10 protein-coding genes and 1 pseudogene are annotated in these 16,117 nt (G+C 58.4%); 6 read left to right on the forward strand and 5 right to left on the reverse strand.

Going from position 1 to position 16,117, the window contains the following annotated elements:
• Positions 1 to 20 precede the first annotated feature (20 nt).
• Positions 21 to 3,893 carry an exodeoxyribonuclease V subunit beta gene (gene recB / locus JI62_RS04630; protein ID WP_088699045.1) on the reverse strand — a complete coding sequence of 1,291 codons (3,873 nt, stop codon included), beginning with the start codon at positions 3,891 to 3,893 and terminating at the stop codon, positions 21 to 23.
• A gap of 11 nt (positions 3,894 to 3,904) precedes the next feature.
• Positions 3,905 to 4,198 carry a nucleotidyltransferase domain-containing protein gene (locus JI62_RS04635; protein ID WP_088699046.1) on the reverse strand — a complete coding sequence of 98 codons (294 nt, stop codon included), beginning with the start codon at positions 4,196 to 4,198 and terminating at the stop codon, positions 3,905 to 3,907.
• 118 nt (positions 4,199 to 4,316) lie between these two features.
• Here JI62_RS04635 and pncB point away from each other — a divergent pair, with 118 nt between their 5' ends.
• Positions 4,317 to 5,498 (forward strand): nicotinate phosphoribosyltransferase, encoded by a 1,182-nt coding sequence (pncB, locus tag JI62_RS04640; protein ID WP_088699047.1) that lies wholly within the window; start codon positions 4,317 to 4,319, stop codon positions 5,496 to 5,498.
• 53 nt (positions 5,499 to 5,551) lie between these two features.
• On the opposite strand, the gene recC is transcribed toward pncB, so the two are convergent.
• Together recC and JI62_RS23180 are read right to left on the reverse strand one after the other, a co-directional pair.
• On the reverse strand, positions 5,552 to 9,181 hold the full coding sequence (gene recC / locus JI62_RS04645) for an exodeoxyribonuclease V subunit gamma (protein ID WP_088699048.1): 3,630 nt from the start codon (positions 9,179 to 9,181) through the stop codon (positions 5,552 to 5,554).
• Positions 9,182 to 9,364: 183 nt separating this feature from the next.
• On the reverse strand, positions 9,365 to 9,958 hold the full coding sequence (locus JI62_RS23180; protein ID WP_430750711.1) for a type II toxin-antitoxin system RelE/ParE family toxin: 594 nt from the start codon (positions 9,956 to 9,958) through the stop codon (positions 9,365 to 9,367).
• A 171-nt stretch (positions 9,959 to 10,129) separates the two neighbouring features.
• Here JI62_RS23180 and ilvD point away from each other — a divergent pair, with 171 nt between their 5' ends.
• Entirely contained in the window at positions 10,130 to 11,812 is a 1,683-nt protein-coding gene (gene ilvD / locus JI62_RS04660; protein WP_088699049.1) for a dihydroxy-acid dehydratase, read from the forward strand.
• Between the two features lie 112 nt (positions 11,813 to 11,924).
• A complete protein-coding gene (gene chrA, locus JI62_RS04665; protein WP_170938475.1) occupies positions 11,925 to 13,118 on the forward strand; it encodes a chromate efflux transporter in 1,194 nt (397 codons plus the stop codon).
• 168 nt (positions 13,119 to 13,286) lie between these two features.
• Here chrA and JI62_RS04670 read toward each other — a convergent pair whose 3' ends face one another.
• Positions 13,287 to 13,559 (reverse strand): XRE family transcriptional regulator, encoded by a 273-nt coding sequence (locus JI62_RS04670; protein ID WP_008958942.1) that lies wholly within the window; start codon positions 13,557 to 13,559, stop codon positions 13,287 to 13,289.
• A 219-nt stretch (positions 13,560 to 13,778) separates the two neighbouring features.
• Between JI62_RS04670 and purE the strand changes: the two genes are divergently transcribed.
• The 3 genes and pseudogenes from purE to JI62_RS22830 form a co-directional block, all read left to right on the forward strand.
• Positions 13,779 to 14,294, forward strand: coding sequence for a 5-(carboxyamino)imidazole ribonucleotide mutase (gene purE, locus JI62_RS04675; RefSeq protein WP_022522693.1), 516 nt, complete (start codon positions 13,779 to 13,781; stop codon positions 14,292 to 14,294).
• Positions 14,295 to 14,305: 11 nt separating this feature from the next.
• Entirely contained in the window at positions 14,306 to 15,445 is a 1,140-nt protein-coding gene (locus tag JI62_RS04680; RefSeq protein ID WP_088699051.1) for a 5-(carboxyamino)imidazole ribonucleotide synthase, read from the forward strand.
• Positions 15,446 to 15,724: 279 nt separating this feature from the next.
• Positions 15,725 to 16,117 (forward strand): annotated as a pseudogene (locus tag JI62_RS22830) (sensor domain-containing diguanylate cyclase); the annotation flags it as partial.

Below are 16,117 nucleotides of genomic sequence, written 5' to 3' on the forward strand. Positions count from 1 at the left end.
AGATTGTGTGTCTCTATTGCTCATACCAACGCCTCTAGGCCTGTTTCTGATACTGCATCTGCCGCTGTGCCTGCAAAGAGCGCATCCAGCGCTTCGATCAGCGCGACCGGGGCGGGCACGGCGTGAACCCCGCTGGCGACGGTGCGGCTGCCGCGCAGAAATACCGTCATCGAGCCACCCAGGTGTTGGTGCAGGTCGTAGTCGGGCAGGCGCGCTTTGAGTAGCCGGTGCAACGCGAGCAGGTAAAGCGCGGCTTGCAGGTCGTAGCGCTTTTCGAGCATAGCGTTACGCAGGGCTTCCGCAGTGTAGGCGCTGTCGTCGCTGCCCAGGTAGTTGGATTTCCAGTCGAGCACGTAGAAGCGGCCTTCATGCTCAAAGGCGAGGTCGATAAAGCCTTTGAGCATGCCGTTGAGGGTGTCGGCATCCAATACGGGGCGTGATACCCCTGGCAGTAAGTGGTCACTGACCAGCTGATCCAGCTTGCGAGTTTGTACCTGGTGCGCGGCAAACCAGAACTCCAGTTCCACCTGATAGCTTTCGAGTTCGCATAGCGCCACTTGGCTGCCTTCGCTGGGCTCTTTCAGGGACGGGGACATCGAAAAAGGCAGGGGAAGCGGTGTGGCGAGCAGTTCTTCCAGCCAGCCTGCCAGGGTGTCGTGCCACGCCTGCCAGCCGCGCAGCTGCACGCGCCGCCGCAGCATGTCTTCTCGGGCGGCGGGGTCTTTCAGCGCATTGTTAAAGCCTAGCTGGCCCGCCCACTCCAGCAATCCATGCAGGAAGGTGCCGGGGCCTGGGCCTCGCGGAAACCGGTGCAGGTGAAACGCTTCGGTGTTGATGGCGTTGTCGTGGGGTTCATCCAGCACTTCCAGGGTGGTGGCCTCCTGGGGCGTGGTGGGTTCCGGCGTGGGCGTTGGCTGCGCTGCGCCTTGAATCGCTTCTGAAACAGCCCCCGAGGTGCGCAGCGCCGAGTAGCTGGCGATCCACCACTGTTCCCGAGCGGGGCGCAGCGGGGTGCGGGCGTGGCCCAGTGCCTGCTGTTCCGGTGCCGGGGTGAAACGCAGCGCGGTGGGTTCCGGGGCAGCACTTAAATCGATATCGCTGCCTTCCACCAGTTCGCCGAGCGCGTGGGTAAACGCGCTGGGGGCGATGGCCTTGCCGCCGTTGATTAGGTGGCCGATGGCGCTATTCTCACTGCCTTTTAGCGATGCCAGCCCCAGCCAAGTGGCGTGGCGGGCGCGGGTGAGCGCCACGTAAAGCTTGCGCAGGTCTTCGCCCAGCCGTTCGCGGTCGGCGGTGGCCAGCGTTGCTTCATCGGCACTTAGGCTAAGTTGCAGGCTGCCTTCGCTGTCGTGCCAGCGCAGCGGCAGGTCGGTGTCGCTGACCGGGCGGTGGTTGGCGATAAATGGCAGGAACACCAGCGGGTACTCCAACCCCTTGGATTTGTGAATGGTCACGACCTTGACCAGATCGGCATCGCTCTCCAGGCGCAGCTTGTGGCTGTCGCCGTGGCTATCGGGGTCGGCAATGGCTTCCGCCAGAAAGCGAATTAGCGCGTGTTCGCCATCCAGTTCCTGGCTGGCATGCTGGAGCATTTCACCCAGATGGAGCAGGTCGGTTAGCAAACGCTCACCCTCGGCGAACTCGCCCAGCAGCCGCGCGGCGAGATCAAAATCGACCATCAAGCGGCGCACTAGCGGCAGTACGCCTTGGCGCTGCCATAGGCGGTGGTAGTCGCTGAACTGCTCGACCCGTTGCTCCCAGGCCAGCTCGCTTTGATTGAGGTGATCTAGTTCCTCAAGGCTTAGCCCAAGTACTGATGTTGCCAGGGCGGCGCGCAGTTTGGCTTCCGCCTGGCGGGAGTTGGCCTGCGGCTCGGCGCAGGCGCGCAGCCAAATGGTTAGCTGCGGGGCAATGGGGGAGCTGAACACCTTGTCATGATCGGAAAGGTAGACGCTTTTGATGCCTCGGCTGGCCAGCGCCAGTCGAATCGCCCGCGCTTCCTGCAGGCCGTTGACCAGCACGGCCATGTCTGAGGGGGCCAGCGGAGTGAGTGATTGCTCTCCGTCATCGTCATCGCTATCAGCGACCTTCGCAAACCCCGCCTGCTGTTGGCGGCCTGCTTCCAAAAGCATGGCCATGTGCGAGGCGCAGCGCTCGGCCATCTCGGTTTGGTAGGCGGTTTTGGAGAGCGGCTCTTCGCTTTCCAGTGGCCATAGGGTCATCGCAGGTAGTGGCTTACCTTTGAGTACCAGCGTCTCCTTGGTGCCTTTGGCGTTGACGGGGTTGAACGGCAGTGGGTTTTCGCCTCCATCGGCACGGAACAGAAACGCGCCTGCGTCATGCTGGTCGGCGTAGCTAAAGCAGTGGTTGACCGCTGCCACCATGGCACTGCTGGAACGGAAATTGGTGCCCAGCGTAACGTGGCGGCCATCGGTGTCTTGGCGGGCCTGCAGGTAAGTGAAGATATCCGCGCCGCGAAAGGCGTAGATCGCCTGCTTGGGGTCGCCAATCAGCAGGATGGCGCTGTCGCGGCGGGGCGTTGCAACGTCATACACGGCATTGAAGATGCGGTACTGGATCGGGTCGGTATCCTGAAACTCATCGATCAGTGCCACGGGGAACTGGCGCTGGATCTGCGCGGCCAGGGCCTCTTTGTTGGGGCCTTTGAGGGCGCGATCCAGATGGGTGAGCAGGTCGTTGGGGCCCATCTCGGCGCGGCGTTCCTGCTCGCGCTCCAGCCGGGCGCGGCACCACTGTACGGCGTGAATCAGCAGGTCGTTGCGTGGCTCGGGCAGGGCATCCAGCGCTTTCGGTAGCTGTGCTAGCGCTTCCCATGCTTGCGGGCAGGGCGGTGCGCCCTCTTTCCATATATCGGACATGCCGTCTGGCGTCATGCGTTTCCAGGCGGCGTCGGTGAGCGCGGGGCGGTCGGCATCCGTTTCGCACCACTCCCGCAGTGCGCCCAGCCAGTTGGCGCGGCTTTTGGCGTTGAAGCTTTGGCCCTTGAAGGCTTTGCGTGTGGCAGACTCTTCCAGGGCGGGCACTAGTTCGTCCAGCCAGGCGGCCCAGGGGGCTTTGAGCTCGTTGAGCTGGGCGGCGCGTTCGGCCTGGGTGGCGGCCAGGGTCTTGCTAGGTTCGGGCTTTTCGTCACCCAGCGCTTCGCTTTCGGGCAGTAGCCGTTGCAGCGGGGCGTGCAGGTCGTCCGGTGATTTCCAGTAGCGGGTGACAATGCCGAGGGCGTCGCTGTCCAGCGGGTAGTAGAAGCTACGCCAGTAGTCGCGCACCACTTCCTGTTCCAGTTCACGCTGGTCGTTTTCCAGGTTGAGGGAGAACAGGCTGCCGCTGTCGAAGGCGTGTTCGCGCAGCATCCGGTAGCACCAGCTGTGGATGGTGGAAACCGCAGCTTCGTCCATCCATTCGGCGGCCAGCGCCAGGCGCCGCGAGCACGCGGGCCAGGTCGCGGGGTCATATTGGTCGCGGAGCTGGAGCAGCAGTGGATCATGAGCAGGTGGCACGGAAGCAGGCCACTGCGAGGGCGCTGTGAACCCGTCCTTGGGCGCTACTTTTTCCATCCATGGAAAAAGACCCTCTTCGTGACCTGCTTCCTTAGCATCTGGAGTCTCACGAAACACTTCTGCTGCTTCTACCAACCGGTTGCGGATGCGTTCGCGTAGCTCTTGGGTGGCGGCGTTGGTGAAGGTGACGACCAGGATTTCCGGCGGCGTGAGCGGGCGGATAAACGCGGTGTCGTCGTCAAAACTGTGGCCGCCGAGTACTAGCCGTACGTAGAGCAGGGCGATGGTGAAGGTTTTGCCGGTGCCAGCGCTGGCCTCTATCAGTCGGCTGCCGTGAAGCGGGAGGCTTAGTGGATTGAGAGGTGCGGGCTGGCTCATGACGTATCCTTCTAATCAATAGGCAGAGCTTCAGCTAAGGCTTTCGCCTGGAGCGGGCTTGGTTCATCGGACGGATCATAGGTGACAATGTTAACCGGCAGCTTAAGATATTCTTCCAGTACGCCTTTGAGTTCGTCGCAAGAAAGCTCGGAGATCTCTGTCTTGGAGGTCAACAGTAGATCAACACTGCCGCCTCGCTTGGTATCATCAAGTCGCGAACCGAAGACATGAACGTTCACATCAGCGTCAATATATTCCTCTACCCCGGTGAGAATGATTGCTCGATGTGTTTGAGTAATACGCATAAGACAGCTCCTAAACTGTATGAGAACCCCGCCACCTGATAATCTTGTTGCTAAGCCACTCTAGGTACAATGAGTTTACGCTACCGGCGGCTTCGGTTCACTCTAACGATGGGATCTCATGCTGACATCGCTGCTGGATAATGACTTCTATAAGATCACGATGCAGAACGCCGTGATCAAACGCTTTCCTTATGCCCATGCGCGCTACGCCTTTATCAATCGTGGCGAGCATGCTTTTCCTGACGGCTTCGGCGCCGAACTTCGCCGCGAAGTCGATAAGATGGCGTCGCTGCGCTTGAGCGATGAGGAGAAGCGTTATCTCGAAATAACCTGCCCTTATCTCGACCCAACGTATCTCGATTTCCTCGCTGGGTTTCATTACAACCCCAGCGAGGTGACTGTAGAGCAGCAGGGGAGTGATCTTTCGGTGATCATTGAAGGGCCCTGGTACCGCACCATTCTCTGGGAAGTGCCGCTGATGGCGTTGATCAGCGAGCTCTGGTATCGGTTGCGTGGTGTGACGATCACGCCTGACGCCGATGCGAAGATTGAGCAGCACGCCCAGGAGAAGATCGAACTTTACCGCCGTTTAGGGCTGAAAATTGCTGAGTTTGGTACCCGTCGGCGCTTCTCTTCTGACGTTCATGACCGGGTGGTCGGTGCGCTTAGCCACCACGGCGGTGAGGCCTTCAGCGGCACCAGCAATGTGCTGATGGCCATGCGCCACGGTGTTAAGCCGATCGGCACTCACGCACACGAGTGGTTTATGTTCCACGGTGCCCGCTTCGGTTTTAAAATGGCCAATAGTCTGGCGCTTGAGCATTGGGTGGATGTGTACCGGGGGGATCTTGGGATCGCCTTAACGGATACCTTTACCTCTAAGGCGTTTTACGACAGCTTCGATAAGAAGTTCGCCAAACTGTTCGATGGCGTTCGTCATGATAGCGGCGACCCTATCGAGTTTGCCTCCCAGACCATAGAGCACTACGAACGCCTGGGCATCAACCCGCTGAGCAAGACGATTATCTTCTCCGATGCGCTAACACCGGAGAAGGTCGAGCGGATCCAGGCTTTTTGCCAGGATCGCATCGGCATGGCGTTCGGTATCGGCACCAATTTCACCAACGATGTGGGCGCTGAACCCATGAACATGGTGATCAAGATGGTCGAGGCGCGCCCAGAAGGGCAGGGCTGGCTGCCGGTGATCAAGCTTTCCGACGTAGCGGAAAAGAACACCGGCGACCCGGAGATGATCTCGCTGGCGAAGCGGATCTTGTCGCTGAATGGGAATAGTATTTAGCCTGTGGCTGGTTGCTTTCGCTGATCGTTTACTCCAGGTTCGGTAACGTTTAGTCATCCCTTGACCGAACGGTGCAGCGGCGCGTAGAGCGCCTCGGTCAGCGTGGCGAAGCTGTGACTCAGAGCACGCTCGTTGAATAGTTTTTCGAAGCTGGGCCATTGGTGGGCAAGGTAGGCGCTTTGGGCGACTTCGCCGGTTTGAAAGCGGCCGCCTTCGTAGGCGGTTTCGGCGGCGGCGTAGGCATCGCTATCGGCCTCACTGTCAGGCGTGCCAAGTTTTGCCAGCCAGGCGAAAGCGGTCTGTGGAGCCAGCGGTAACGGGGTCTGCATGCCATCCCACCAGACGCTAAGTAGGGCATCTAGCTGGAAGCGGGCATTCTCGGCCTCTACAGGCTCCATGCGTACATGGCCTGCTTTGGAGAGTAGCTGGGTGGTCATCGGGCGCTCAATATTGCCCGCCAAGTGTGCGACCCAGGGGCGTAGCAGGTGCTGCCAGCGGTACTGACCACGGCCGCGCCCTTGGCTGACCAGGCTACTGCTGAGCAATAGCAAGCGGCAGCGGTTGCCTTCACTATCCTGGCGAAGCTCTCCCAGCCAATCTTCCAGCGTTACCCGCCCTTCAGCTCTTTCAGCTCTTTCAACAACAACATGCACCGCCTGGGGCGCTGCTACCACGTGGGGCCACTCTTGCAACGCTTCTTGGTAGGCGCCAAACAGGGCGTCCATGGGTTCTGCCAGCGCTTCGCGCATCCGCTCACCAAAGGCGCCCACTGCCAATACACCCTGGCCTTTGAAGCGCTCCAGTGCTGCATGCAGCGCTTCCACTCGCGGCTGGCCGTTATCCACGGCGTGGCGCTGGGCGGCGATTAACTGATCCTGTAACTGCCAGTTCTGAAGCCCGTCCAGGGTGAAGGGTTCTACATCCAGTTGGGTAAGCTCCTCCTGCTCAAAATAGACCCCCAGGCGGGTGTTGAAAAACGCCTTGGCGGGTTCGCGTAGAAAGCTGCCCAGCTGATTAAGGGTTAGCGTGCTCTGCTGCTCGCTGTCCGCCTTAAGCTCTTGTGATTGTGAGCCTTGGGTGCTTTCGCCACTGGGGGTGTGCAGGGCGTGCCACTCGTGGGCATACGTAAACAGCCGTGCCTGGGCGGGGGAGTTGCTGGATGGTTCGGTAAAGTAGCGGCGACTGAATGGCTGCAGCGGGTGCTCGGTCGTTAACGCTTCCAGCAGCGGCTCGCCGCTCTGTGTTCGCCAGCCCGCTGCCAAATGGTCGCGCAGTTGGCCGACCAACACCGAGGGTGGCATGGGGTTGTTGTCGATCTGGCTGCGACCCACCCAGCTAATATAAAGCTGCTGGCGGGCGGAGAGCAGCGCTTCCAGAAACAGGTAGCGGTCGTCTTCCCGCCGGGAGCGGTCGCCGGGGCGGTAGTCGCTGCCCATTAAGTCAAAATCCAGCGGCGGCTGGGAGCGCGGGTACTCGCCGTCGTTCATGCCGAGCAGGCACACGTGCTTGAAGGGAATGGCCCGCATCGGCATTAGCGTGGCGAAGTTGACCGCCCCGGCGAGAAAGCGCTGGGAGAGGCTATGCTCGTCGATTTGCCCTAGCCAGTGCTCGCGCACCATGGAGAGCGGCAGCGGGTCAAAAAGCTCGGCCTCTTCGGTGCTGTCCAACAGCTGCTGTAGTGCGGTTTCCAGCTTGGTGAGCATCACGCTCTCTTGGGCGTCGTCGGTTAGGAAGTAGGTTTCTAGCAGTTCGCGTAGCCGGGCCACCCAGGTGGCGGCATCGGTGGGCTTGCAGAAGGTCTCCCAGGTGCTTTCCAGTTTTTCCAGCAGATTTGCCAGCGGGCCTGCTAGCGATGCTTCCAGCCCGCCGATATCATCGAATGGCTCGATGCCTTGCCACGCATCGGCACTCCCCACCGTATAACCCAGCAGCAGACGTCGTAGGCCAAACGCCCAGGTGTTCTGGGTAAGCCCTTCGGGTAGATCCAGCCGGGTGCGCTGCTCGGCATTGAGTCCCCAGCGGATGCCCGCGCCCTCGATCCAGCGGCTGAGCGTCGGTAGGTCGTGCTCGTCAATGCCAAAACGGGTGCGCAGCGCGGGGACTTCCAGTAGATCTAGTAGGTCGCTCACTGAAAGGCGAAGTTCTGGCAGGCGCAGTAGTTTTTCCAGCGCAATCATCATCGGCAGGCGGTGGCGGCTGGCCTGATCCGAAAGGGTGTAAGGGATGTAGCGCGGGTCGTCGGGTTTAGCGTTCACGTTGTAGCCGCCGAAGGCGGAGCGGTACTGGCTGAACACCGCTTCTATGTGCGGCGCGTAGCGGTCGATATCCGGCACCATGACGATGATATCCCGCGGGCGCAAATCCGGGTCGGCGCTGAAGGCCGCCAGTAGTTGATCGTGAAGGATCTCCACTTCCCGCTGTGGGCCGTGGGCAATATGAAACACGATGGAGTTGTCGCTGGCCGAGTCTAAGGCGGGCCAGTGGGTTTGGGTCTCTGCTACCGGGCGCAGCTCGCGGATATCGTCTTGGAGCTGGCTGAGTAGGCAGCTGTGTTCGCCATCGCTAAAGGGCTCGAACATATCGATGCGCAGCGCCTGCTGCTCAAATAGCGTTTGGTAGTTGCCCGCGTCGTCGTGTTCGTCTAGCAGGCGCAGGTAGTCGCGCCCCTGTTTTCCCCAAGCGGCCAGCAGCGGTTGGGCGTGCAGGTGCAGGGCGTCGTCGGCATCCCCGGTGCCGAGTACGTCCAGGGCGTCGGGCATGCCTGCCTTGCGCCGCTGGCGGTAGCGGCTGGCGCGTAGCAGATCCTTGTGTTCGATAATATCCGCCCAGTAGAACTGGCAGGGGTTGTGCACGCAGAGCACGATTTGGCAGCAGCGTGATAGTGCCGCCAGGGCTTCTAACGTCTGTTGCGGCAGCGATGAGATGCCGAAAATAATCAGTCGCCGGGGCAATCCGTTCGGGCACGCTTGGCCTTCAAGCTGAACGGCGGCTTCCAGGAAACGGCTGTGCACCTGGGCACGGCTGCTGTTAAGGCCCGCCTCGCCTAGATTGTTAGCCACATCGTCGCGCAGTGCGCGCCATAGTTCTGGCTGCCACAGCTGGTGGGCTTCCAGCGGGCGGGCTTCGCCATGGGCGGTGATCAGCACATCGTTACCTTTGGCCCAGGCGTCCAGCCAGTCGGCGCGATACACCTGATACTGATCGAACAGATCCGCCAGACGCTCGGCCAGTTGGTAGTGCTTGCGCTGGTCGCGATCGACTTCTAAAAAGCGCGCCAGCGGCGCGAAGGCTTCCTGCTCGGCAAGACTGGGCAACAGGCGCAGAAGGCGCCATATCAACCGCGACTTATCGAAAGGCGAGGTTTCAGGAACGGCCTGGTTATCATGGGTCAGGTGCGTCAGCACCGTGCGGTAGGCCTGCCATAGAAAGCGCGCGGGCAGCGTGACGTTCAATGCCGCCGCTATGCCCGCACCGCCCTGGGCCGGGTCTTCCGCCAGCGCCAGCTTTAGCCACTGCCCAATGCCGTTGCTCTGTACCAGAATGGTCTCGTTCTCCAGCGGCGAGAGCGGGTGTCGGCGCATCCACTCCACCGCCAAGCCGCGCAAATCTTCCAGGCGATTGGCATGCACCACCATAAAGCCCGGCGTTAGCGGCGTTTTTGAGAGCAACGGGTTTGCAGACATGCACGATTCCTTAATGGATGGTGCCTTCATGTATGGTGCGGGGTGGCTAAGATTTGTTGATGTGTCAGCTTGGCGCCATGTTGGCGTGCCAAGGAGCTTCAGGCAAGAGGCGGGGTGGCGCCTTAAAGCATCCATGGAGTGTAAGAATTCGCGATAAGCGTCCTAGCGGCACTCTTCTGACTGCTATAGCGGTTTAATAGATAGGCGCAACCCTAAGGAGTTAGCGACCTTGCTGATGGTCGAAAATGCAGGATTGCCTTCCCCCGAAAGAGCTTTATAGAGCCCTTCCCGGCTCATTCCAACGTCTTTGGCGAGTTGGCTCATGTTGCGGGCACGGGCGATATCACCAAGTGCGGCGGCAAGAAGAGCAGGATCATTTTCTTCCATTACTGCATCAAGGTAGGCCGCAATATCTTCCTCAGTTTGAAGATAATCAGCAGTATCGTAGTGACTGAAAGTGACATTAGGAACGGTCATGGGGTTACTCCTTCCAAGCGCGGCAATGGCTTTGGCTAGTTCGATATCGTGGGATTGGGTGGCTTTATCACCACCGCACAGCAGAACCACGATTACTGGCCCCTTGGTATTATAATAGATGCGGTAGCCTGGCCCATAAGGAATTCGCAGTTCAGAAACGCCTTTACCGACCGGCTTCACATCTCCAGGGTTGCCCAGACTCAAACGTCGGATGCGGGCTTCAACCTTGGCGCGGGCACGAACATCGCGAAGCTCGCGTAGCCATCTATCGAAGACATCAGTTTTAATCAACTCGATCATGGTGATAACTATAGTTGGCAACTCTGCGGGTGTCAACTTTGGTTAACGCCTAATCAAAAGCAAAGAAACGATGGGGGAGCGCTATGGTGTCAGGAGTTAATCATCTTGCGGGATGCGATATATATCGCCAAGCTATGCGGATACTGTGAGCAATACTGAGAGAAAATTCCAATGACCGAGCCGACTAATCATTCCCGCCGCCACTCTTCCCAAGTGGTCGATGGCCCCGGCAAAGCCGCCAGCCGCGCCATGCTGCGCGCCGTGGGCTTTAACGACGAAGATTTCAAGAAGCCTCAGGTGGGCATTGCCTCTACCTGGAGCATGGTGACGCCCTGCAATAGCCATATTAATGAGCTGGCCGAGTTTGCCCGCGATGGCGCCGATGCAGGCGGTGGTAAAGGTGTGATTTTCAATACCATTACGATTTCCGATGGTATTGCCAACGGCACCGAAGGCATGAAGTACTCATTGGTATCGCGGGAAGTGATCGCCGATTCCATTGAAACCGTGGCGGGCTGCGAAGGCTTTGATGGCTTGGTGGCCATTGGCGGCTGTGATAAAAACATGCCGGGCTGCCTGATGGGCCTGGCGCGCTTAAACCGCCCCAGCGTGTTTGTTTACGGTGGCACCATTATGCCTGGTAAAGGCCATACCGATATCGTTTCGGTCTTTGAGGCCATGGGCGCCCACTCCCGTGGTGATATCGACCTCATCGAACTCAAAAATATCGAAGAGACCGCCATTCCGGGCCCCGGCTCCTGTGGCGGCATGTACACCGCCAACACCATGGCCTCGGCGATTGAAGCCTTGGGCATGAGCCTGCCCGGTAGCTCAGCACAGAACGCCATCTCCCAGGAGAAGCGCGACGACTGCAAAGCAGCCGGTGAAGCGGTGCTGTCGCTGTTAGCTGACGATATCAAGCCTTCCGATATCATGACCCGCGAGGCGTTTGAGAATGCCATTACGGTCACTATCGCTTTGGGCGGTTCGACCAATGCGGTGCTGCACCTGATCGCCATGGCGCGCACCATCGGCGTTGAGCTGTCGTTGGCCGATTTCACCGAGATTGGAAAGCGTGTTCCGGTACTCGCTGACCTGCGCCCCAGCGGCCACTATATGATGAGCGAACTGGTGGCGATTGGCGGTATTCAGCCGCTGATGAAGATCCTGCTGGACGCGGGTCTGCTCAACGGCAACTGTTTGACCGTCACGGGTAAAACGCTGGAAGAGAACCTGGCTGAGGTTGCGCCTTATCCTGCCGAACCGCCGATCATCGCACCGCTGGGCAATCCGATTAAAACCGAAAGCCATCTGCGCATGCTCTATGGCAATCTGGCACCGGAAGGTGCGGTTGCAAAGATTACCGGTAAGGAGGGCACTCGCTTCTCTGGTTCAGCGCGGGTATTCGGCTCGGAAGAAGAGGCCCAGGCGCGCATTAACGATGGCACCGTCGTTGCAGGCGATGTGGTGGTGATTCGCTACGAAGGGCCGAAAGGTGGCCCCGGTATGCGCGAAATGCTCACACCGACCTCGGCGATTATGGGCCGTGGTTTGGGTAACGATGTGGCGCTGATTACCGATGGGCGCTTCTCCGGTGGCAGCCACGGTTTTGTGGTCGGCCATGTGTCCCCGGAAGCCTTTGATGGCGGCCCGCTGGCGCTGGTAGAGGATGGCGATACCATCACCATTGATGCAGAAGCGGATACCATCGACGTTGACCTCTCCGATGAAGAGCTGATGCGCCGTCGCGCCGCCTGGCAGCAGCCAGAACCCCGCTATACCCGCGGCGTGCTGGCTAAATATGCATGCTTGGTTAGCTCGGCCAGCACCGGTGCGGTGACCGACCAGGAGTAATCCGCGTTGCCGCTATGAACGCATCGTCATGAGCATGCTGTCATAAAGAATTAAAGCGCAAGGCTTATTATAAGAGCCTTGCGCTTTTTTAATGGGATAACAGGTGGCCAACATGATGGAGCAAACGCAGGCACGCGGGCGCATAGGTGAGGTGTTTTGGGTATTTTTAGCGCTCGGATTAACGTCCTTTGGCGGCCCGGTAGCGCACCTTGGTTATTTTCGCACGGCCTTTGTCGAGCGGCGCCAGTGGTTAACTGAAAGCGCCTACACTGATCTGGTGGCGCTGTGTCAGTTCTTGCCGGGGCCAGCCAGCAGCCAGGTGGGCTTTGCACTTGGCCTATTGCGTGCGGGGCCTTGGGGGGCTGCCATGGCGTGGCTGGCGTTTACGCTGCCCTCAGCGATCATCCTGATGCTGTTTGCATTTGGTGCGGCGGTGCTGGATGGCCCTATTGCCAGTGGTATTATTCACGGCTTAAAAGTCGTGGCAGTAGCGATTGTGGCCCATGCCGTGTGGGGCATGGCGCGTAATCTCTGCCCGGATAAAACCCGCACGGGCATTGCGCTTGCGGCGGTATTTACGGTGGTGTTGGTAAGCGGCCCGCTGGGCCAGGTCGCAGCGATTGTGTTGGGCGGCTTGGTCGGACTAGCGCTGTGTCGCAATAGTGCTGCTGCCACAGCAAGTGAATCGCTGCATTTTCCAGTATCGCGCAAGGCAGGCATGGTGGCGCTGGGGCTATTTTCTGGACTGTTGATTCTGCTGCCGCTACTGGCGGGAACGGCAGCTTGGCTAGATATCGCCGATGCATTTTACCGGTCTGGTGCATTAGTGTTTGGCGGTGGGCATGTGGTGCTGCCGCTGTTGGAAGCGGAAGTGGTGCAGTCGGGCTGGGTGACGCCGGATGAGTTTTTAGCCGGTTACGGGGCTGCCCAGGCGGTACCGGGGCCGCTGTTTACGTTTGCGGCATACTTAGGTGCGCTGCTGCCTGGTATCAATGGTTTAGTCGGCGCCTTGCTAGCGCTATTGGCCATCTTCATTCCTGGCTTTTTGTTGTTGGTGGGCGTGCTGCCTTTCTGGAATCAATTTCGTCAGTGGGATAGTGCCCAGGCACTGATGCGCGGTGCCAATGCAGCGGTGGTCGGTATTTTAGGCGCAGCGCTTTATCAGCCGGTGTGGACGAGCGCAATCATTGGTGCAGAGGAGTTTGCGCTGGCGCTCACCGGTTTCTTGCTCTTAACCGTATGGAAGCTGCCCGCTTTGGTAGTGGTGGCTGTTGTAGCCTTTGGGGGAATTGCGATTGCGCCGTGAGCAATGACACATAAACAGCTATCACGAACGAAGTGAAGTAAGCTCGGAGTAGGGCTTGAGAAAACACTTGAGATAGGGCTTGAGCGAGAAGGAAAAAGTTTCTTGGCAGACCGCCGGGAGGCGGCCTGCGTGGAGTGGAGAAGTGGGAACAGCAGAAAAAAGTGTCTGCTATGGCGCCTCCAGCTCTAGGGTGCGACGCAGGGCGTGAAGTTCATCCACTCCCAGGTGCTCAAGCCTTCCGGCGAGCAGGTCGCTGATTTTCTGAACGGGAAGCCCTGCCCGGCGGGCAATTTCTCGGCTTCCTAGGTCTGATACGGCGATCAGACGCGTGATAATACGCATTAATCGCGTACGTTTTTCAAGTTCCCTGACGTCGAGGTCAGGGCTGCTTCGCGGAGGATCAAGCTGTTCCGCAGTGGCAGTTGCGCGTGCCGTGCTCATGTGGCTCCATCAGTCTGAAATGACAATCACACAATGCCGCCAACCGGTGCGTATTTCAATGCCTATTTTGATGAAAATTTCACGACCTCGACAAAGCCCGCAAACGCCGTGGCTCTGGTAGACTATCCGCCTTCCAATTTTGATGTGTGCCTGATGCAGCGCACGCTGTTTTTTAATTTAGTTTCGCTTTTTTTAGGCCGTTGGGCCGAGGAGTTTTGCATGTCGTCGAACAGCGCACCCAAGGTGGGCGTGATCATGGGATCCAAGTCTGATTGGCCGGTTATGGAGCATGCTGTCTCCATGCTGGAGCGTTTGGGCGTGGCTTATGAAACCCGTGTGGTCTCGGCGCACCGCACGCCTGACCTGCTGTTCGATTATGCCAAGAGTGCTGCCGAGCGTGGCTTGCAGGTTATCGTGGCAGGAGCAGGCGGCGCTGCCCACTTGCCAGGTATGGTGGCCTCGCAAACGCCGCTACCCGTGTTGGGTGTGCCGGTGGAGTCGAAAGCCCTTAAAGGCTTGGATTCACTGCTCTCCATTGCCCAGATGCCCGGCGGCATCGCGGTGGGCACCCTGGCGATTGGCAAAGCGGGCGCAACCAACGCAGGTTTGTTAGCAGCGCAGATTGTTGGCCTGCAAGATGCAACCGTACGCAGCGCGGTTGAAGCGTTTCGTGCTGAGCAGACACAGAAAGTCCTTGATAACCCTGATCCGCGCCCAGAGCCGGAAGCAGAATAAGGAGCCTGGCTATGAACTCTGGTATTGCAAAAAACATTGGCGTACTGGGTGCAGGTCAATTAGGTCGCATGTTGGCACTAGCGGGTTATCCGCTGGGTAATCGGTTCACTTTTTTAGATACTACGGGTAATCCCAGTGCTGGGATTGGTGATGTGATTGTCGATCCTGACAACCAGCACTTGGCTGAGTTTTTGGCCAAGGTGGACGTGGTGACCTACGAGTTCGAACACCTGCCCGTTCAACTGGTGCGCGAGATTGAACAGCACAAACCGGTCTATCCCAGCAGCCGCGCCATTGAAGTGTGCCAGAACCGGGTCGAGGAGAAGACGCTGTTTGATCGTTTAGGCATCCCCACGCCCGCTTACCGGGTGGTCGAGAGCGCCGAGCAGCTCGAAGCGGCCGCCCGTGAATTGGGTTGCCCGGTAGTGGCTAAATCGGTCACTGAAGGCTACGACGGTAAAGGCCAGGCAGTCTTGAAGCAGCCCGAGCAGGCTGGCGACGCGTGGAGTGCTATTGGCCACTCTCAGTTAGTTGTTGAAGCATTTGTCGATTTCGTGCGGGAAGTCTCGATGATTGCCGTGCGCGGTCGCGATGGTGAGGTGGTGTTCTATCCCATGGCCGAAAACCAGCATGTGGGTGGCATCCTGCGCTACTCCGTGGCGCCGCTACCGGATCTGGATGCTAGCGTGCAGCAAACCGCTGATGGCTATATTCGTGCGCTGTTGGATGAGCTTGATTACGTGGGCGTGCTAGCGCTAGAGCTGTTTCAAACCCGCGATGGTAGCCTGCTCGCTAACGAAATGGCACCCCGCGTGCATAACTCCGGCCACTGGACGATGGATGGCGCAGTGACCAGCCAGTTTGAAAACCATCTGCGCGCGATACAGGGCTTGCCCTTAGGCGATACCCAGGCGATTGCGCCCACCTGCATGATTAATGTGGTTGGTCGTGAAGGCGACAACGCCGCGATTCTGGCGCTTGCTAATACCCACCTGCATCGCTATGACAAAGCTGAGCGCGCCGGCCGCAAGCTCGCCCACGTCAATATCCTCGCGCCCAACCATGCCGAACTGCTGGAAAAAGTGAACGCCTGCAGTGCCTTACTACCGGAGGCGCCGCCTCCAGCCTTAAGCTTTTCCATTAAGCAGTAATTTCTAAAACTGTCCGTTTAAGCTGCACCCAGCTATTGGAGTAACTTCCAAGAGCTGAGGTGCATTTAATTTTAGATAGGTAGTGAAATTAGCGTTTTTTGAAGTTCATGAAATTTAACAATTTTTGAAGTGCTAAGTATTAGCCTTTTCTTTATTCTGACCTCATCAGGTTATCCGAGCCTCTTCTTTTGCACCTAACCTAGCTCGACGCTTTTATATGAATTACTTGTTTTTTCTAAGTTTTTCGACATGTTGCAAAAAACAAATGGAAGGTTGTAAATGGATGATTCATTCGACGCGAAAAATCGTTCACAACATCTTCGTAACGAAAAAATACGTTTGCTATATGGCAATGTTTGGCAGCCCGTTTTCGCGGGTGTCTTAGGCGCTATTTTATTAGCATTTCTTATGAAAGAAATGGTGAGCGCCGTTGTACTGCTGGGCTGGCTTATGGCGATATTATTGGTTTATGGGTTACGCTTAAGAATAGCCGTCTACTTTTTACGCGCCTCTTCAACTGACCAAGAGCACCCACGTTGGCTGCGTTTGTTTGTCCTTACGGTATTTCTGACAGGATGCGTGTGGGGCGCGGGCGGCTTGCTAATGTTTGACGGTGAACGGCCTGAGCAGGCTGCAGCTTTAGCCATTGTTCTATCTGGTGTGGCGGCGGGG

Source organism: Halomonas campaniensis, from assembly GCF_002211105.1.
Classification (GTDB): Bacteria; Pseudomonadota; Gammaproteobacteria; order Pseudomonadales; family Halomonadaceae; genus Vreelandella; species Vreelandella campaniensis_A.